The sequence below is a fragment of the Allorhizocola rhizosphaerae genome, assembly GCF_003426775.1.
GTDB classification, from domain to species: Bacteria; Actinomycetota; Actinomycetes; order Mycobacteriales; family Micromonosporaceae; genus Allorhizocola; species Allorhizocola rhizosphaerae.
The window spans coordinates 27,509-44,590 of record NZ_QJUG01000011.1 but is presented as its reverse complement, the minus strand read 5'-3'; the positions used below and the strand labels follow the sequence as shown (position 1 = coordinate 44,590).

The window sequence follows — 17,082 nt, the reverse complement described above, 5'->3', positions numbered from 1 at the left end:
TATGCAGCATCAAGAGACGCTGATGTTAGCAAGACTGCCCGATGCTATCCGCCGCCCGCAAGGCGAATAAGTGCATCAACCAATTACCTACAGTAACGGCGGCAGGCCATATGCGATTGTCGGCTTTTCGTCGATCGCCTTGGGCATGCATGAGGTGCGCGCGAGGGGACTGTCAGCTTTCGGCAGGCTCTTGCGGGCAGGTGCACGCGGGGCCATAGGGACTGGTCATCGAGATCAGGCACTGCGTAAGGCACGACAGGGGGTCGATCTGAATCTCGTAGACGTTGCTGCGCCCTCGGGCGACGCTGGTGACAACGCCCTGCTCGCGCAGCAGCCGTAGGTGATGGCTCACCAGCGCCTGGTTGTGCCCCAGTGCCTCTTGCAGTTCTTTGACACTGCGTGGGCGCTGCGCCAGAAGCAGGGTAATCTCCAGGCGCACCGGGTCGCCCAGGGCCTTGAACACCGGCGCCCATTGCTCTGCGGTCTGGGAAGGGGAGGCTAGCACGTCCACCCGCACCACATCGGTCATATGCTCATTCAACCAGATCGCGGCGGCTCATAACAACAACATTCGCTGATAATACAAGTCATGGAAAATGATATTGACATCGGCTATTGAAAGCTGCGGCTGCGAGTGTCAAGATGTGGTTATGACCTCTCCGCAGGAGCTCGTCACGGCTTTCGATGTGCACGCCGTGCGCCGCGACTTTCCCACCGTCTCCGACGCGGTGGCCTACTTTGACAGCGTCGCATCCTCGCTGACGCCACTATCGGTCATCGAAGCGATGACCGACTATTACACCAGCTTCCGCGCCAACGTGCACCGCGGATCCTACGACCTGTCGATGCGGGCTTCCCAGCGTTTCGACGACTCGCTGACCACGATCGCACGGTTCCTCAACGCGTCGCCTGAGGAGATCGTGCTGACGTCCAACACCACCACGGCGATCAATCTGGTGGCCGCGACGCTCGACTTCGAGCCCGGTGACGAAATCGTGCTGTCCAATCTGGAGCACACCTCCAACATGGCGCCGTGGATGCGGCTGTCCAACAAGCACGGTGTGAAGGTGCGGTGGTTCAACGCAACCCGAGACGGCGAGTTCAACCTCGACACGTTCCGCAGCCTGCTTTCCGAGCGCACCAAGCTGGTGACCCTTGCCCACGTGACCAACATCCTGGGCAACCGGGCCCCGGTGGAGCAGATCGGCCAGATCTGCCGCGAGCGCGGCATCCTGTTCCTCATCGACGCCGCTCAGTCCGCGCCGCACCTGCGCCTCGATGTCACCAAGCTCAACTGCGACTTCCTGGCCTTCTCCGGTCACAAGATGCTCGGCCCCACCGGCATCGGCGTGCTCTACATCCGCCGCGAGCACGCCATCAGCCTGGTGCCGGGCGTGCTGGGCGGGGGCACCATCGACACCACCGCTTGCGCCGCACCGACTCTCGACGGGTGTGTGCTGTCGGACTGCTCGTTCACCACCCTGCCCGACAAGTGGCAGGCGGGCACCCCGCCGATCGCCGAAGCTCTGGGCCTGGCCGCCGCCATCGATTACCTCAACGGCATCGGGCTGGACAACATCGCCGCCCACGAGCACCAGCTGATGCAGCAGTTGCTCTCCGGCCTGTCGGCCATCGACGGCGTCGAGGTCTACGGGCCGGCCGATCCGGCCGACCGGGTCGCGGTGGTCTCGTTCAATATCGTGGGGCGCGATTTCGCCGAGGTCGGGCAGCTGCTCAACGACCGCTACGGTGTGGCCGTGCGCGCCGGGCAGCACTGCGCGCTGAACTACTTCTTCAACGAGCTGCACGAGGAAGACAACCGCGCCGGCAACGTGCGCGCCAGCCTCTATGTCTACAACACCGCCGAAGAGGTCAGCCGACTGCTCGACGCCGTGGCCGAGTTGGCCGCCGAGACGAAGGGACAACGATGAGCAGCCAGCCAACCGCGCAATCCCTGGCGCCGCTTGAATTTTTCCGCAGCGAGGGTTTCATCTCCGCTGACGAGCAGGCGCTGATCGCCTCGCTGTTCGAGCCCGGATTTGTGTTCGCCGATGCCCTGAGCATCGCCGAGTCGATTCACGTCCAAATCAAGTGCGACGACGTGACCGCCTTGCCGGTGGCCAAGATCGCCGCCCAGGGCGTCACCAGCCAGCGCACCATGAAGAACTTCCACAAGTTCTCCTTCCCGGGCGGCCTCGGGGTGATCTTCACCAGCGGCCCGATCGCCGAGGAAGACCTCATTCCCGGTGCCGTCACACGCGATCTGCCGTTCGTCGACCACCTGGGCATCGATCTGCGTGAGGACAGCGAGCACAGCCGCGCCATCTATGACGCATTGCCGGGCAAGGGGACCGCGGCCGGATGGCGGCATGTGCGCCAGGGCGGGCCTAATGAGCCGGTGCGCGGCTGCTCATGCGAGGTGCCGGAAAAGAGCTGGCTCTATCCGCCCGACGGGCCGGATGGTTTCGGCAGGCCGATCGAGTTCGCCTTCGGCGAGTTGGAGGTCGTCGCCGAGGACAACGGCTGCGACTACCGGCCCATCGATCCCGTGCACCCCTTGGCCAGGCTGGTGCCCAAGGTCAACGCGACCCGTGCCCCACAGCTGATCACCCTCTCGACCCGGCCGTAGTAGCGGCCGCCGGGAGTTCCGAGCCACGACAACATCGCCTGCAGCACCGGCGGCACCGCGCTGCCGCCGGGCGCGAGCATGCCCCGCAAACCAGGAGCCACCTGTGCAGTTCACCGTGTACGACATCACCTCCGCCACCGCCGACGGTGCCTCCGCGTGGCGGCCCGTGGACGGCAAATACCCGCATTCGGCCGCCTACCAGCACACCTTGGAGCAGGCACAGCTCGCCGACCAGGTCGGGCTGGACACCTACTTTCTGACCGAGCATCACTTCAATGCCGGCTTCCAGCTCGTGCCCTCGCCCCACCTGATGATCGCTGCCATGTCGCAACTGACCAGCCGTATCCGGCTCGGCGCGATGACCCTCAATCTCCCGCTGTATCACCCGGTGCGGGTGGCCGAGGAGATTCGCATGCTCGACGTGCTCACCGGTGGGCGCCTGGAGATCGGGCTCGGCCGCGGGCTGGCCGGGCACGAGCAGGCCGGGTTCGGCGTGCAGCGTGCCGAGAGCGAAATCCTGTTCGACCAGAGCTTCGCGCTGGTCCGCCAGCTGCTTGCCGAGGGCGGCGCCAGTGAGTACTCGACCGGACCGTGGCACGGCGAGGGGGTCGCGCTGATCCCGGAGGCCACTCAGCTTCCGCATCCTCCGATTTGGATGGCGGGCATCAGCGAGAAGTCCATCCGCAAGGCCGCCCGGCTTGGCGTCAACCTGTGCACGGCCTTCCTGGACACCGCCGACACGACCCGCACGGCGGCCATCTATCGCGAAGAATGGGCCTCCGCCCACCCCGACCGGCCGTGCGGCAAATACGGGACCTTGCAGCACATCTTCGTCGCCGAAACGGAGGAGGAGGCGCGCACCTACGGACAGGCTCACCTGGAGGCGTGGCTCAACGCCGGCCATGAGGCGTCCGTGATGATCAGCAGCAGCACACAGGTGGACAAGGGATACGAGGACCACAAGGCGTGGTTCGACAAAATCACCCGGCTGCCGTTCGACGCCGCGGTCGATGCGGGGCGGATCATCTTCGGCACCCCGCAGCAGTGCACCGAGCAGCTCCTGGACAAGGCCAAGGCCGGAGTCGACATGTTCCAGGGCTGGTTCCAGTTCGGCGGTCTTGACTTCGACGCGAGCAACCGGTCCATGCGCTTGTTCGGTGAACACGTCGCGCCGGCTGTCAAGGCGGCACTCCAGCCCAGCGCCACGTCCTGATCCACAGACATCAAAATCACCACCGAAGCAAGGAGTTTCGCGTCCATGTCCACCGTCACCCTGTGGTTCGACCCAGCTTGCTACTGGTCCTGGCGTGCCTCCCGCTGGCTGCTGGATGCGGCCGGTCAGCGTGGGTTCACCGTCGCCTGGCGCCCGTTCAGCCTCAAAGTCTTGTACGGCAAGGACATCAACCCCGACTGGGCGGACATGCTGGACAACTCACATCGGGGTCTACGGGTGGCCAGCGCGCTGGCGCAGGTCGACGCCACCAGTGAGCTCACCGGCTTCTGGACCGCCATCGGCACCGCCGCACACGAGCAGGGCCAGCCGATGAGCCGTGCCCTGATCGAAACCGCCGCCGAAACCGCCGGTGCCAAGAAGTATTTCGCCGCATTCGATGACGAGTCCTACGACGAGTACATCAAAGAGCAAACCCAATATGCGATCGGCTCCGCCGGTCCCGACATCGGCACGCCCGTCATCGAATTCCCCGGCGCCGCACGCGGTGTCCAGGGCCCCGTGCTGGCCGAGGTCCCCCCGCAGCAGGAGGCGGGCGAGCTGTATGACGCCATCAGCCGCCTGGCCGCCGCACCCTACTTCTACGAAGTCACCCGCGGCCGCGCCTGAGAAGGCCAACCCGTCAAGGAACCGTCATGTCCTCAACGCCTGCGGCCGGCAGCTTTCGGGATCTGCTGGCCCACTTTCCCACTGGGGTAGTAGCCATCACCGCTCTGTCGGCCGGGCAGCCCGTCGGTCTGGCCGCAGGCTCGTTCTTCTCCGTGTCGCTGGAGCCGCCGCTGATCGGCTTCGGCGTGGCACACACCTCCACCAGTTGGCCGCACATCGCCGCCGCGCCCGGGTTCGCCGTGAGCATTCTCGCCGCCGATCAGGCCCACATCAGCAAGATCCTGGCCACACCCGGCCCGGCCAAGTTCTCCAATGTGGACTGGCGCCTGTCCCCGGGCGGATCACCCATCATCAGCGGAGCCGTGGCATACCTGGACTGCGCCCATCATGGCAGCCACCCGGCCGGAGACCACGAGCTGATCATCGGGCGCGTGCTGCGGTACGACACCTTGCAAGGTGGCGCACCGCTGGTGTTCCACCGGCGCGACTACTGGTCCACGGGCGAGCAACCGGTCACCGCGAGACCGGTGTGAGACGATCGACTGAGCAAGGTGGACACCTGTTGCAGCCGTTGCGGGATCGCCCGGTAATAGACCCAGGTGCCCTGCCTGCGTCCGTCGATGAGGCCCGCCTCGCGCAGCAGCTTCAAGTGGTGTGAGATGGTCGCTGCGGTCAGGTAGAAGGCGGGTTTCAGATCGCACACGGTGACCTCGCCCCCGGCAGCCGATGCGATCATGGACAGGAGCTGTAGCCTGGCCGGGTCGCCGAGGGCCTTGAAGACCAGCGCAAGGTCGGCGACGGTGAGCGGTTCGGTTGGCGGGGCGGTGCCGGTGGGCTCGGCGAGTGCGGTCACGGTGTCGTTCTCCTGTCGGTACGGTGCGGTGAGCCACCCCAGGCGCGATAGCGCTGAGGTGGCCGTGCGGTTGGCCGGAGTCAGCCGAGTGCTGGGGTGACGGCGAGCAGTGCCGCCAGAACTGCAAGGCGTTCGCGTCTGGGCCGGTAGTAAACCCAGGTGCCGCGGCGTTGCCCGTCGATGAGGCCCGCTTCGCGCAGCAACCTGAGGTGGTGGGAAATGGTCGGCCCGGTCAGGTCGAACCCTGGACGCATGTCGCAGACGCAAACCTCGCCACCGTCGGCGGAGGTGATGCGGGACAGTATCTGAAGCCGAACAGGGTCGCCGAGAGCCTTGAACGCCTGGGCGAGGTCGCCGGCGGTGGCAGAGTCCAAAGGCCGTTGCGACAGTGGGGGTATGGTCTGGTCAACCATGACGGCCGCCCAGCAGATGGATGGCTGGCAAACGACATGTTTGCATCCCTAGTTCCCGCCAGTCATGATAGGAAGCATGGCGCAGGTGAAGAGCCAGTTGATACTCGCGGAGCCGTGCGGCACCACGCCGTTGGCGGCGGATGCGATGACCCCGGCCGAAGCCACGGACATGGCTAGGGTCTTCAAGGCGCTGTCTGATCCGGTCCGGTTGCGGCTGCTGTCGCTGATCGCCTCCCATGGGGTCGGCGAGGTCTGTGTTTGCGATCTGACCGAAAAGTTTGACGTCACCGCGCCCACGATCTCGTTTCACCTCAAGGTTTTGCGTGAGGCCGGCCTGGTCGAGTCGCAGCGGCGGGCGACGTGGGTCTATTACCGGGTCAGTCAGCCCATGCTGGCCAATCTGAGCTGCTTCTTCGCCACCCCGGCCCTGAGCGCCGCGCGTTGACGAAAGCCCACTTGCTTCACGATGCCGCGCAGCACGCCCTGCGCCAGTCTGGTTGAGATCGGGTTGAAAGATCACCATTCCTGCCCCCAATACACCCCGCACATCTTTCGGCACCCAAGGTTAGTTAGATAGCGACAAATTTTTGCCATCATCTAATTTGTTGCCTGGGTCAGTCAATCCCCGTCATGGCCAGATCATGGGCTTTTGTGCCCCGCTGGAGCGTCCTTCGTGGATGCTGTCGCCCTAAGTCGCCTTCGCGTCATTGGCATCGCAGAGCTTTGTATCATCAATGTATCTTCATGATCTGAGTGAACATTGTTGAATCGTTGGAGGCTCGGCATGACATCAAAGCTGGAAATCGTTCCCGCCTCAGGCGCCTGCGCCGTATCCGGGGCCTGAGATGGTTGCGCGGGTGCTTGCGGCGCTGGCCCTGGTGGCGGCCGTGTCCGGCTGTGGGAAAGAGACCGCGGCCACGACTTCGAGCGGCTGGCCGGAAAAGATCATTTTCGCCGCGGTGCCGGCGGGGGAGGCCAACAGCTTCCAGTCCCACTACGGGCTGTTCGTTCGGGCACTGTCCGAAGAGGTCGGGATCAAGGTGGAGACGTTCCAGGCCGCCGACTATGCGGGCGTGATCGAGGCCCTGATCAGTGGCACCGTGGACATGGCACAGCTCGGTGCGTTCTCCTACGCGCTCGCCGTGCAGAACGGTGCGAAGATCGAGCCGGCCGGACTGCTGCAGCACCAAAAGGGCGACCCACCCGGTTACACCATTCTCGGCATCGCCCCTGCTTCGGCAAACGCCACCGGTGGCATCGACTACTTCCGCGGCAAGACGGTTTGCTTCCCCGACCCGGCCTCCACCTCGACGTTGCTGCCGCTTTTCGAATTCGAAAAGGCGGGGCTGAAACTCGACCGGGACTACAAGCGGCTGACCGTGCCGGCCGGCAACACCATCCCGCGCACCGTCGTCAAAGGAGACTGCCAGGTCGGCCTCGTCGCCGACGCCCAGCTCGACAACGCCGTGCGCACCGGCGATGTCACCCGCGACCAGCTGACCAGCTTCTGGAAGATGCAGGCACCGCACTCGCCGGTGGTGATGCGCAGCAAACTGCCGCAGGACCTGCGGGACAAAATCCGTACCGCCACCTTGAAAATCAACGCCGAATACTTGGCCGCCAAGGGTTGGTGCACGGGCGACGCCTGCCTGATCTCGTCCAATCGCGACTACGGTTACCTGCCGGTCGAGCACTCCTATTACCAGGTGATCTGGGACGCCTGCAAAGCCGCGAAAGTCGAGGCTTGCGGCCCGATCGGGAAATAGCACGCACGAGGCGTTGCCCTGTCGAAGGATCCTTCGGCAGGGCAACGCTTCACGCCGAAGCGGCGCGGTGTTCAGCAACATCCGCTCGGCCCGCAAGCTACCGGGGCCGGCAGGCCTAGCCCGGAGGCGTCGGTCAGCTGGACGTAATCGCGGTAGGCGCCGGTGAGGACCGCTGCGAGATCGGTTCCTCCCAGCCGGACCGGTAGCCCCCGGGGAAGTTCCAGTCCGGTGTCTATCCGGGCCCGGGCGAACGGGCCGAGATAGGTGGCCGTGATCGCGCCGTCCAACGGCGGCGGCGCAGCGGGCTTGTGCGCCTCGATGGTGACCGATCGGAACGTCACCTCACCGACCGTCTCCCATGGCCGGTCCTCCCGCTTGAGGACCCGCAGCCCGGTCAGCCCGGCGTTGAGGAAACCGGCGAAGAACTCGTCCTCCCGCATGGCGCCCGAGTAGCAGCCCGACCACAGGTGCGGGTCGGCGCGCATCGCTTGCGGCACATCGACGTCTGCGACGATATCGCTGATGACCGCGCGGCCGCCGGGGCGCAGCACGCGGGCCAGTTCGGCGAACATATCGCGTTTGCGTTCCGTGGTCACGAGGTTGAGGACGCAATTGGAGATCACCACGTCGATGCTCGCGTCCGGGATCAGCGGGGAATCGCGGCGCATCCGATCTGTCAGCTCGGCCAGATCGTCCAGCGCCGTGCTGCTGCCCACCGGGTGCCGGGCCAGGTGCCGGTCGAGGAATTCCAGATCCAAGGCCAGATCCTCGATGCGGCTCTTCACGAACTCGACGTTCCCGTAGCCGAGCGCGGCGGCCACCGGAGCCCGTGCAGAGCGGGCAAGTGCCAGCATGTCGTCATTGACGTCGACACCGATCACCGAGCCGGTCGCTCCGACGATCTGCGCGGCGATGAAACAGACCTTGCCCGCGCCGCTGCCGAGGTCGAGCACCCGCTCGCCCGGACGCACATGCGACACCGGATCACCGCAGCCGTAGTCGCGTTCGAGCACCTCCTGTGGGATCGCCCGCAGGAATTGCGGGTCGTAGTCCACCGGGCAGCACAGGCCCGGCTCGAACTCCTGCGAGGCGGCGGTGTAGCGGTCGCGGACCGCACGGTCGAGATTGGGTGCCGTCATGACGACTCCGCGGCAACGAGAATCCGGTGGGTGGGGTTAGGCTGGCCGGGCTTGAACGAACTCCGGTCGTCGCACCGCTCGGCCTGCAGGCCCCGGCTGCTTTCCGCGACCGCCTCGGCGACCAGCCGTTCGAGGTCGGCGGGCTCGCATTGCACCCGGGCGTTGACCACGGCCCGTGCGGCCTCGACCCGAATGGTGAGGTCGAGGTCCACGATCGGCGGCCGGTCCGCGTCGATCAGGCTGGCCTTCGCCAGCGGCTGATCACCGTTCATCATCATGATTTTGACGTGGCCGACGACGTATCCGGCCGCGCGGCACCGCGCAGCGAGCGCGTGCAGCACGTCGCGGGCCCAAGCGGCGGGGCGGAAACCGGCCGCCGTGCGCACGTCGTGGGTTTGGTTGAGCCAGGCCAGTTTCGCCTCGGCGACCCCGTAGCGCCCGTAGTCGACGTCGAGGTCCACGCCGGTGTCGATGTGCTCGGCCGACCAGGCGCCCAGCAGACCCGACACGTCCCCGCGCCCGGCTGCGTAGGGGACGACGGTGGCCCGGGGATAGCGGTCGCGCAGCGAGCGGAGGATCTCGGCAACCTCGTCGGGCTCCAGCAGATCGGTCTTGTTCAGCCCGATCACTGCCGCGTCTTCGAGCTGCCGGCCGAACAGGTAGGCCAGATCGGTGCCCGCCGGGCCGCGCTCAAGGTCTGGAAGCAACCGCAGATAGCGCAGCGGGTCAACCACTGTCGTGAGTGGAGCGACCCGGAACCGCTCACCGTACAACTCGGCCATCGGGCGGATCACGGTCGCCGTCAGATCGGTGCACGAGCCCACGGACTCGGCGATGACCACGTCGGCGTCGTGTTCGGCGACGAGCCGGTTGGTGACCGCATAGAGGTCTTCGAACCGACAACAGAAGCATCCGCCCGTCACCTCGCCGGCGCCGGGTCCGGCCATGGCCGTGTCGACGAGGTCATCGCTTTGATCGTTGGTGATCACCACCACCCGGTGGCCGCGCTCGCGCAGCTGTTGAGCGGCGGTGGTCATGGTTGTGGTCTTGCCGGCGCCGAGAAATCCGGAAAGTGCGATGAACCGGATCACGTGACACCCCCGGGCTTGTCGGCGTGCACGACCGCGCTGGCGAACCGCTCCAAAATGGCGTTGACGGTCTCCGCCGGCTCCAGGGTGGCGTAGTCGGGCAGGCCCGACGGGAACAGGTCGCTCGCGGTGTGCCCGCGCAGCACGTCGACCCGGGCGCCCGTGAAACCCTGGGCGGTAAGCATCGCCAGATATTCCACATCGGACAGTGCGCCCGCGACGCAACTGCCCCAGGCGTAGAGGTCCTGGCGCAACGCGTCGGAGAACGGCGAATTCTCCGGCAAGCCGCCGCGGATCACGACGTCGGCGACCGCGAACTTGCCACCCGGTTTGAGCACACGCCATGCCTCGGCGATCACGTTGCGCTTGTCCGCGGCCAGGTTGATCACACAGTTGGAGATCACCACGTCGACGCACGCGTCCGGCATGGGCACGTGTTCGATGTCGCCCTTGAGGAACGACACGTTGCCCACCCCGGCCTCGGCGGCGTTGCGCCAGGCCAGCGATAGCATCTCGTCGGTCATGTCCACTCCATACACCTGGCCGGACGGGCCAACCCGCCGCGCGGCGAGCAGCGCGTCGAGACCCCCGCCCGAGCCGAGGTCCAGGACGATCTGGCCGGGCTGCAGCTCGGCCACCGCGGTCGGGTTGGCGCAACCCAGCCTGGCCAGCGCGGCCTTCAGCGGTACACCATCAAGGGTTTCAAGGTCGTAGAGGTCTTCAGAGAAGGCATTCACGCCGGTGGGCCGGGGCGCGCAGCAAGACGTGTCGGTTCCGCAACACGCGGCCGCGGCCGGTTCGTCCAGGGCGACCTGGGCCGCGGCCCGGCCGCCGTAGCGGAGCTGAATCGCGGCGCGCAGGTCGCTGGCGGGCGGAGTCGCGGCTGTCACAGTGACACCCGCATCTTCGACTCGTCGAGACCCTCGGCAACCCGGCTGGGTGAGATCTCGGCGTAGCAGGCGCAGTCCACGCCGCAGCCCTCATCGGCATCGGCCTCGGTCACCACATAGATTTCCCACCGGTTGCCATCGGGGTCACCGACCCAGATTTTTGTTTGTACCGCGTAGCAGCACGGTGTCGCGACCTCTTCATCGGTCAGGAATCCGGCGGCGGTGAACCGCTCCTTCATGGCCATCACGATGTCGGTGCTTTTCACCTGGACGCCCATGTGGTTGACGGCGCCACCGGCGGTGGGCTTGCGGTCGGGGTTGAACGAAATGATCAGTGGCGGCTCAAGGACCTCGAACTTGGCGTAGTCGGGCAGGTGTTTGGTGGGCGGCTGGCCGAAGAACACCTCGTAGAATTTCACCGATTCGTTGAGGTCGCTGACGAACATGCTGATGTGCATCCGGCTGGCGGTGGGGAAGTCCACGGCCGAGTCCGCCCGGTCGACGAGTCCCGCGGCGGCCTGCACCCCGTTGGTGAGGTAGTCGTGGAAATGCTGCGCGGTGGGCAGTTCGCCCGACAGCACGGGCTTCTCGTCGACTACGGTCAGCGGCATGGTGCCCGATCGCTTGATGCGCATCACTTGCAGCACGACGGCGGGAATGCCGTCGAGTTCGGCGCCGTAGAGGTTCACCGCCCGGATCGAGGAGCCGTCCGGCACGGTCGTCGTGCCGATCAGGTCGAGGATCTGCTGGCGGTCGGTGTCATTGCTTACGTACACGACGATGTCCATGCTCATTCCTTCAGCAGCAGTTGGTGGCGCAGCAGGCGTCGGGTTTCAAGGCGGGGCCGGGTTGCTCGACGATCGCCGGGGCGTCGCCGGGCGTGGGAAGCCAGCCCTGGGTGCGGATCTGGCCGTCGACAACGAGCGCGGGCAATGCGGATGACCCGCTGGATTCGATGGCCAGGAACAATGCGGGTGGCAACGGCAGCAGGCCCTCGGGCTTGGCCATGTCGAAGGCGCGGACGTCGGCGTCCGGATAGCGGCTGCTCAACGCGGCGACCAGACCCTCGGACGGGCTGACGTTGCAGGAGCATTCCTCGAACACGTACACCTTGGTCGGCTGCACGACCGTACTGGCGACTGTCGCCATGGTGGCAAGCGGATGCGCGGGGTCGATCGGGCGATAGTCGCAGCCGAGGTAGACATCGGACTGCTTGAGCTCGCCGAAGGCGAACTCGATCGGCCGGCGGTTGCCCGTGGGGCCTTCCGGCGGGTAGACCCAGTGCTTGGGTCCCATTTCGACGTGGCAGCACCGAACCGGACCTTCCTGGGCGACGTGACGCCAGCCCGCCTTCGCTGCGGCGGCTGGAATCGCGTCGAAGATCGCCTTGGTGGCGTCGGTCTCGTCGCGCAGGTCGATGCCGACGTGATCCACGTAGGGCTTCTGGCGCGTGACCGCGCCGGGGATGAATTCGTCTTGTGCCGTCGGGTCGAGCGCGAAAATGACGTTGAGGCCGGAGTCGAAAATGAATTTGCGCTCCCGGTCGTCACCATGCGACTCGCGGCAGGCGGCCCGCAGCGCGTCTTCGCCCGGCAGACCCTCGATCTGCTCGGCGTTGACGTGCACGTGGATGGACTCAGCGTTGCCCATCGCGGCCGCGAAGGCGAAATTGTCGGTGACCATCTCTTGAACCTGCGCGGCCTCGTGCTGGGTGAGAAGGCCGTGAGTGGTGAAGAGCCGCAGGTCACGCTCGATGGTTTGCGGTTGGAAACTCATGGTCCAGGTCTCCTCGATGGGATGGTGGGATCCACAAAAGAGCCGTACTTAGATGTGGCTCAAATTTTATGGTCGTCTAATTGACCGAGCGCGTCAAGGCTGTACGAGGGAATGACAATTGATGTTGGCCTAATTAGATACTTACCCAAACAGGGTGCCGGCGAAGGGGGCATCGGTGTTCCCATCAAGATTTTTGCTGTGGGCCGAGCACCGAGTGCCGCCATGGCCGGTGGTTCGACGGGCTTCTAATTCAGCGTACTTCCAACCAGAATTCTCGCAGGCCGGCGCTGGGGTACAAAAAGCTGGACGGCAGTCAATCTTGACTGGCTTACGTTTGACTGAACACTGAGTGGATGACTATCGTCATTCTGATCATGCTGGTGGGGCTGGCGATTGCCAACGGGGCCAATGACGTTTCCAAAGGCGTGGCCACCCTGGCCGGCGCAGGCGTGACCGCTTACCGCACCGCGATCCTGTGGGGAACGGTCACCACCGCTGTCGGCGCTCTGCTGTCGATCCAATTAGGACGGAGCATGGGCAAGCTCTTTTCTTCGGGCATCTTCACGGGCAAGCCCACCAACGCGTTTGCACTGGCTGTCCTCATCGGAGCGACGTCCTGGGTCACGCTCGCAACGATCACGAAGCTGCCCGTGTCGACCACCCACGCCGTAGTGGGTTCCTTGGTCGGCGCCGGACTCGTCATCGACGCGTCGGCGGTGCAATGGCAGGGGCTCATTCAGAAGGTCCTCACCCCGCTGCTTGTCTCCGTATTCGTCGCCTACCTCATTTCTCTGGCCCTGGCTTATGCGATCAGGCCGCTGGCAAGGCGTGGGGCCGCCCGCGCCGCCAACGGCAATGGCAAACGGAAGATAATTGATGTGCTGCACTGGATTTCCTCCGGCGCCACGAGCGGTGCCCGCGGCCTCAACGACACGCCAAAGATCGCCGCGATCGGCGGATTCGCTCTCATACCCGCCGGATATTCGGCCGAGACCGTCAGCCTTCTCGTCGCCATCGCCATGACCGCGGGATCGCTGCTCGGCATCCGCGTCGCCCGGCGCCTCGGGGACAACGTCATCAAGCTGAGCCACTACGACGGGTTTACCGCCAACCTCACCACCGCGTCCCTCGTCGGCCTCGGTGGCCTTTATGCCCTGCCCATGACCACGACCCAGGTGTCCACCGGCAGCATTGCCGGCACGGCGGGATTCAACTTCAGTCGCCTGTCCGGAAAGACGTTGCGGGACTTCGCCATCGCCTGGCTCGTCACCCCATTCTGGGGCGCCGCCGTCGCAGCTGCGGCCATGTGGATTGCCAAGTAGTCACGACAACCGTCGGCATCGGCACGGGGCGCGAGGTGTGCGCCCGAGTGGATGGGCGGCACGTTCAAGTACTTCGCGAGCGCAGCCTGACGTTATGATGAGTAGGCCGCGACGGCCAAGCCGCCGCGGTCGTTATTAAATCCGGTAGATCCTTCACGGGCCGCCCCTATAAGCACCTGATTTGAGAAGTTTCAAAATAAGCCGACATCCGAAGGAGACGCGACCATGAGCACCTCAGGACTTCCCGTCGCGGTGATCGGCGCAGGCCCGGTCGGCATGGCCGGTGCAGCCCAGCTGGCAGCCCGTGCCATGCCGTTCGTGGTGGTCGAAGCCGGTGACACGGTCGCCGCCTCCATTCGGCAGTGGGCACATGTGCGGCTGTTCACTCCCTGGCGGCTCGACACCGACCCGGCCGCCCGCGCTCTGCTCGAGGCCACCGGTTGGGCCGAGCCCGATCCCGATGACCTACCCAGCGGTCGGGAGCTCATCGACGGTTACCTCGCCCCACTCGCGGCGCATCCATCGATTGCACCGCATATTCGTTACCGCACAAGGGTTATCGCCGTCGCGCGGGCAGGCTTCGACAGGGTGCGCACCGCAGGACGTGAGCACGCGCCCTTCGTCCTGCGTCTGTCGGACGGCACGGAGTTGCTCGCCGGCGCGGTCATCGACGCCTCAGGCACCTGGCGCAGTCCCAACCCGGTGGGCGGCAACGGCCTACCGGCATATGGCGAGACCGAGGCGCGGCATAGCGGGCGGATATTCGACGGCATGCCGGATGTCCAAGGCAACCTGCGGGCGCACTTCGCCGGCAAGACGGTCGCTGTCGTCGGCGCGGGACACTCGGCCATAGGCACGCTGCTTTCCCTGGCCGACCTCGCCGATGAAACCGCCGACACCGCGGTGCAGTGGGTGTTGCGGGCACTCGATCCGTCCCGGGCATACGGCGATGGCGCGTCCGACGCCCTGCCCGCGCGCGGCTCGATCGGTACCGCCGCAAAAAAGCTTGTGGAGGAAGGAAAGATCGCCGTCCACACCGGATTCTTCGTCGACAGAATCACCGATGAAGGGCTTGTCTCCAGCGATGGGCGCACGGTGAAGGCAGATGTCATCGTCAACGCGACTGGAGCACGACCCCACCACGCCATCGCAGACGAGCTGCGCCTCGACATCGACCCGATCCTGGGCTCCACCCGCGCATTGGCACCGCTGATCGACCCCAACGTGCACTCCTGCCAAACCGTGCCGCGGCACGGCGTCGACGAGCTCGCCCATCCCGAGCAAGGCTTCTACATCATCGGTGCCAAGTCTTATGGTCGCGCCCGGACGTTCCTGCTCGCCACCGGATACGAGCAGGCCCGCTCGGTGGTCGCCGCGCTCGACGGTGACTGGGAAGCCGCCCGCGCCATCCAGGTCGACCTCACCGCCGGCGCCTCCTCATCCAGCGATAGCGTCTGCGGGCCGGCAAGCGAAGCCGCTGACGTGGGCTGTGGTGCTCCCGCATCCGTCGCGAGCGAGGCCGACGGCAGCAAGGCCAACAGCGTCTGTGGGCCGGCCGCCGTCTCCTTCGTCGAGATCGGGTCGTCACCACGCGACAGTCGCGGCGGCTGCAACTGACGCGCCGGATCGCTTGTGGGATAGAGCAGTGCGGGCCGGCCCAGTGCGCCGGCCCGCATGCGATCGATTTTGCGACCGTCCTATGTGGAGAGCAGCTCGAAGACGGTGGGCACGGTGTCCGCGAAGCCGCCTCCGGGGACTGCGGACCATGCGCTGCCGTTCCAGCGGGCTATGTTGGCGACTGTCTGGCCGCCCGCATTACTGAAGAAGCCCCCGGCAAACAGGAAGCCCCAGTGCGAAGCGACCGCGAAGACGTCGCCGTTGGTGCCCACGCCGGATGGTCCGGACAACGCCGACCATGTGCTGCCGTTCCACGTGGCTATGCGGTTGACCGTCGTGGTGCCGATGGTCTGGTATTGGCCACCGGCCACCAATAGGCCGTTGTGGATGGTCATGTCTCGGACATTGCCGTTGAAGGTGTCGCCCAGCGCCGACCACACGCCCGAGTCACGCCAGGCCACATCGTTGACGTTGAAGTTGTCCACGACATAGGAGCGGCCCGCGACCACCCTGCCGTTGTAGTTTTCCACCGACAGGATGGTGAGGTCCTGCAGGGCCGGTTGGTCCAATGACGACCACGTGGTGCCGTTCCACGCGGCGATGCTGTTGGCCGGCACGCCACCGGCCGTGTCGAACCGGCCCGCGACGATCAGCTGACCATCGACGAGGGTCATGTCCCACACGACGGCACCGACGTCACTGCCGCCCTGTAGGACACCGGTGCCCGACGGGCCGGTCACGGGCAGCCAGTCGGTCCCGTTCCACTTCGCGATGTTGTTGACATCCTGGCCGCCGCCACGGGGGAAGGCCCCGCCGGCGTACAGCTCTCCATTGAAGACCTCAAGGTCGGAGACAAAGCCCAGCGGCAGGATCGCCAGTCCGATCGCGCCGTTCGAGCTGACCAGTGGCTCCCAATCCGTGCCGTCCCAGCTCGCGACGCCGCTGACGATTTCGCCGCCGGCCTCGAGAAACGAGCCGCCGACGATGAGCTCGCCCTGGAACATGGTCATGGCAGTGACCTGGCTGTCGGCCCCCTCACCGTTGGGCCCGACCAGTGCCGACCAGTCGACCCCGTTCCAGGCGGCGATGTTTGTCGCCGTGCTCCCGCCGGCCTGCGTGAATGTGCCTCCGGCGAACAATTTTCCGCCGGGAACAGCGTCGGCATGAGCGGCGTCCGCGAGTGCCACCATCCCGGTCACCGAGATGAGAAGCGCGGCCAGGGACCGCGCCATCATTCTCGGTAGCCGGGCGCGGCGATTCGTCTCGGATTTCGTTGACAGTTCCATTCAAAGCTCCCGTTCCCTGAATGAATCCGGTCGATCAGTGCAGATCAGGGATAGCCACAGCGTCCGCGTCCAAGTGATCGCGAGCAGTCAAAGATCTACATGCGGCGAAATACCCCCGGCGAAAGTCAAACAAGTACCACAACACCTGTCAACCCCGGAACCCGAGTACTTAAGGGCAAAACTGCGCTAACAGGCGACAAACTCGTGGAGTCGGAACGCACCTCCACGACACGAGTCTTCGCCGGCACCGGGACGGTCGAGCAATACGCGCAGCCGCCGCCGGGCCGGCGCCCAAGGGGAGTGGTCCACATTGGATCCCGCGCTCACCGCGCAGCCCGACGGGTTGCTCGCTCCGCGGGCGTCCACGGTGGACCTTGCGTGGCTGGAGATGGCGCACCGCTTCGGGCTGTTCGACCGCGAGACGGCACGCGGCCGGCTTGCCCCGCCCGAGCCCGAGTCCTGA

Annotated in this window: 19 protein-coding genes; 10 read left to right on the top strand and 9 right to left on the bottom strand. The window is 65.7% G+C overall.

Features of this window, described 5'->3' with window-relative positions; genetic code table 11:
• Window positions 1-172: 172 nt before the first annotated feature.
• Entirely contained in the window at window positions 173-529 is a 357-nt protein-coding gene (locus tag DM816_RS03745; protein ID WP_117208633.1) for an ArsR/SmtB family transcription factor, read from the bottom strand.
• A 121-nt stretch (window positions 530-650) separates the two neighbouring features.
• Here DM816_RS03745 and DM816_RS03740 point away from each other — a divergent pair, with 121 nt between their 5' ends.
• From DM816_RS03740 to DM816_RS03720, 5 genes are all read left to right on the top strand, one after another.
• Complete coding sequence (locus tag DM816_RS03740; protein WP_162907073.1) at window positions 651-1,931, top strand: aminotransferase class V-fold PLP-dependent enzyme; 1,281 nt, start codon at window positions 651-653, stop codon at window positions 1,929-1,931.
• Window positions 1,928-2,629: a hypothetical protein gene (locus DM816_RS03735; protein ID WP_117208631.1), complete on the top strand. Its 702-nt coding sequence runs from the start codon at window positions 1,928-1,930 to the stop codon at window positions 2,627-2,629. The genes DM816_RS03740 and DM816_RS03735 overlap by 4 nt, the downstream gene beginning before the upstream one ends.
• Window positions 2,630-2,732: 103 nt before the next feature.
• Window positions 2,733-3,842, top strand: a complete 1,110-nt coding sequence (locus DM816_RS03730) for an LLM class flavin-dependent oxidoreductase (RefSeq protein ID WP_117208630.1) — start codon at window positions 2,733-2,735, stop codon at window positions 3,840-3,842.
• Window positions 3,843-3,887: 45 nt separating this feature from the next.
• A complete protein-coding gene (locus DM816_RS03725) occupies window positions 3,888-4,469 on the top strand; it encodes a mycothiol-dependent nitroreductase Rv2466c family protein (protein ID WP_117208629.1) in 582 nt (193 codons plus the stop codon).
• Window positions 4,470-4,495: 26 nt separating this feature from the next.
• A complete protein-coding gene (locus tag DM816_RS03720) occupies window positions 4,496-5,002 on the top strand; it encodes a flavin reductase family protein (RefSeq protein ID WP_117208628.1) in 507 nt (168 codons plus the stop codon).
• On the opposite strand, the gene DM816_RS03715 is transcribed toward DM816_RS03720, so the two are convergent.
• Complete coding sequence (locus DM816_RS03715; RefSeq protein ID WP_117208627.1) at window positions 4,957-5,322, bottom strand: ArsR/SmtB family transcription factor; 366 nt, start codon at window positions 5,320-5,322, stop codon at window positions 4,957-4,959. The two genes, DM816_RS03720 and DM816_RS03715, sit on opposite strands and share 46 nt — an antisense overlap.
• 80 nt (window positions 5,323-5,402) lie before the next feature.
• The gene (locus DM816_RS03710) at window positions 5,403-5,735 is read right to left on the bottom strand and encodes an ArsR/SmtB family transcription factor (RefSeq protein ID WP_117208626.1); all 333 of its coding nucleotides are present in this window, start codon (window positions 5,733-5,735) and stop codon (window positions 5,403-5,405) included.
• A gap of 76 nt (window positions 5,736-5,811) precedes the next feature.
• Here DM816_RS03710 and DM816_RS03705 point away from each other — a divergent pair, with 76 nt between their 5' ends.
• Complete coding sequence (locus DM816_RS03705) at window positions 5,812-6,180, top strand: metalloregulator ArsR/SmtB family transcription factor (protein WP_117208625.1); 369 nt, start codon at window positions 5,812-5,814, stop codon at window positions 6,178-6,180.
• A gap of 412 nt (window positions 6,181-6,592) precedes the next feature.
• Window positions 6,593-7,501, top strand: a complete 909-nt coding sequence (phnD, locus tag DM816_RS03700) for a phosphate/phosphite/phosphonate ABC transporter substrate-binding protein (RefSeq protein WP_162907072.1) — start codon at window positions 6,593-6,595, stop codon at window positions 7,499-7,501.
• Window positions 7,502-7,572: 71 nt separating this feature from the next.
• Here phnD and DM816_RS03695 read toward each other — a convergent pair whose 3' ends face one another.
• From DM816_RS03695 to DM816_RS03675, 5 genes are read right to left on the bottom strand one after another with little or no spacing between them, the layout of a single operon-like run.
• Window positions 7,573-8,640 (bottom strand): methyltransferase domain-containing protein, encoded by a 1,068-nt coding sequence (locus DM816_RS03695; protein ID WP_117208623.1) that lies wholly within the window; start codon window positions 8,638-8,640, stop codon window positions 7,573-7,575.
• Window positions 8,637-9,731 (bottom strand): GTP-binding protein, encoded by a 1,095-nt coding sequence (locus tag DM816_RS03690; RefSeq protein ID WP_211588533.1) that lies wholly within the window; start codon window positions 9,729-9,731, stop codon window positions 8,637-8,639. Before DM816_RS03690 ends, DM816_RS03695 begins: the two co-directional genes overlap by 4 nt.
• The gene (gene arsM / locus DM816_RS03685; protein ID WP_117208622.1) at window positions 9,728-10,618 is read right to left on the bottom strand and encodes an arsenite methyltransferase; all 891 of its coding nucleotides are present in this window, start codon (window positions 10,616-10,618) and stop codon (window positions 9,728-9,730) included. The genes DM816_RS03690 and arsM overlap by 4 nt, the downstream gene beginning before the upstream one ends.
• Window positions 10,615-11,406 carry an ArsI/CadI family heavy metal resistance metalloenzyme gene (locus DM816_RS03680; protein WP_162907071.1) on the bottom strand — a complete coding sequence of 264 codons (792 nt, stop codon included), beginning with the start codon at window positions 11,404-11,406 and terminating at the stop codon, window positions 10,615-10,617. The genes arsM and DM816_RS03680 overlap by 4 nt, the downstream gene beginning before the upstream one ends.
• A 10-nt stretch (window positions 11,407-11,416) precedes the next feature.
• On the bottom strand, window positions 11,417-12,394 hold the full coding sequence (locus tag DM816_RS03675) for a hypothetical protein (RefSeq protein ID WP_117208620.1): 978 nt from the start codon (window positions 12,392-12,394) through the stop codon (window positions 11,417-11,419).
• 353 nt (window positions 12,395-12,747) lie between these two features.
• On the opposite strand from DM816_RS03675, the gene DM816_RS03670 reads away from it, so the two are divergent.
• Together DM816_RS03670 and DM816_RS03665 are read left to right on the top strand one after the other, a co-directional pair.
• Window positions 12,748-13,716, top strand: a complete 969-nt coding sequence (locus DM816_RS03670) for an inorganic phosphate transporter (RefSeq protein ID WP_117208619.1) — start codon at window positions 12,748-12,750, stop codon at window positions 13,714-13,716.
• A gap of 225 nt (window positions 13,717-13,941) precedes the next feature.
• Window positions 13,942-15,333 (top strand): FAD-dependent oxidoreductase, encoded by a 1,392-nt coding sequence (locus DM816_RS03665; protein WP_117208618.1) that lies wholly within the window; start codon window positions 13,942-13,944, stop codon window positions 15,331-15,333.
• Window positions 15,334-15,413: 80 nt separating this feature from the next.
• On the opposite strand, the gene DM816_RS03660 is transcribed toward DM816_RS03665, so the two are convergent.
• The gene (locus DM816_RS03660) at window positions 15,414-16,568 is read right to left on the bottom strand and encodes a hypothetical protein (protein WP_117208617.1); all 1,155 of its coding nucleotides are present in this window, start codon (window positions 16,566-16,568) and stop codon (window positions 15,414-15,416) included.
• Between the two features lie 361 nt (window positions 16,569-16,929).
• Between DM816_RS03660 and DM816_RS42130 the strand changes: the two genes are divergently transcribed.
• Window positions 16,930-17,082, top strand: coding sequence for a hypothetical protein (locus tag DM816_RS42130; RefSeq protein WP_162907070.1), 153 nt, complete (start codon window positions 16,930-16,932; stop codon window positions 17,080-17,082).

Coding starts and splice junctions, on each gene's coding strand:
- DM816_RS03745 (WP_117208633.1), bottom strand. CDS start 529: ATGACCGATGTGGTGCGGGTGGACGTGCTAGCCTCCCCTTCCCAGACC.
- DM816_RS03740 (WP_162907073.1), top strand. CDS start 651: ATGACCTCTCCGCAGGAGCTCGTCACGGCTTTCGATGTGCACGCCGTG.
- DM816_RS03735 (WP_117208631.1), top strand. CDS start 1,928: ATGAGCAGCCAGCCAACCGCGCAATCCCTGGCGCCGCTTGAATTTTTC.
- DM816_RS03725 (WP_117208629.1), top strand. CDS start 3,888: ATGTCCACCGTCACCCTGTGGTTCGACCCAGCTTGCTACTGGTCCTGG.
- DM816_RS03720 (WP_117208628.1), top strand. CDS start 4,496: ATGTCCTCAACGCCTGCGGCCGGCAGCTTTCGGGATCTGCTGGCCCAC.
- DM816_RS03710 (WP_117208626.1), bottom strand. CDS start 5,735: ATGGTTGACCAGACCATACCCCCACTGTCGCAACGGCCTTTGGACTCT.
- DM816_RS03705 (WP_117208625.1), top strand. CDS start 5,812: ATGGCGCAGGTGAAGAGCCAGTTGATACTCGCGGAGCCGTGCGGCACC.
- DM816_RS03695 (WP_117208623.1), bottom strand. CDS start 8,640: ATGACGGCACCCAATCTCGACCGTGCGGTCCGCGACCGCTACACCGCC.
- DM816_RS03680 (WP_162907071.1), bottom strand. CDS start 11,406: ATGGACATCGTCGTGTACGTAAGCAATGACACCGACCGCCAGCAGATC.
- DM816_RS03675 (WP_117208620.1), bottom strand. CDS start 12,394: ATGAGTTTCCAACCGCAAACCATCGAGCGTGACCTGCGGCTCTTCACC.
- DM816_RS03670 (WP_117208619.1), top strand. CDS start 12,748: ATGACTATCGTCATTCTGATCATGCTGGTGGGGCTGGCGATTGCCAAC.
- DM816_RS03665 (WP_117208618.1), top strand. CDS start 13,942: ATGAGCACCTCAGGACTTCCCGTCGCGGTGATCGGCGCAGGCCCGGTC.
- DM816_RS03660 (WP_117208617.1), bottom strand. CDS start 16,568: ATGATGGCGCGGTCCCTGGCCGCGCTTCTCATCTCGGTGACCGGGATG.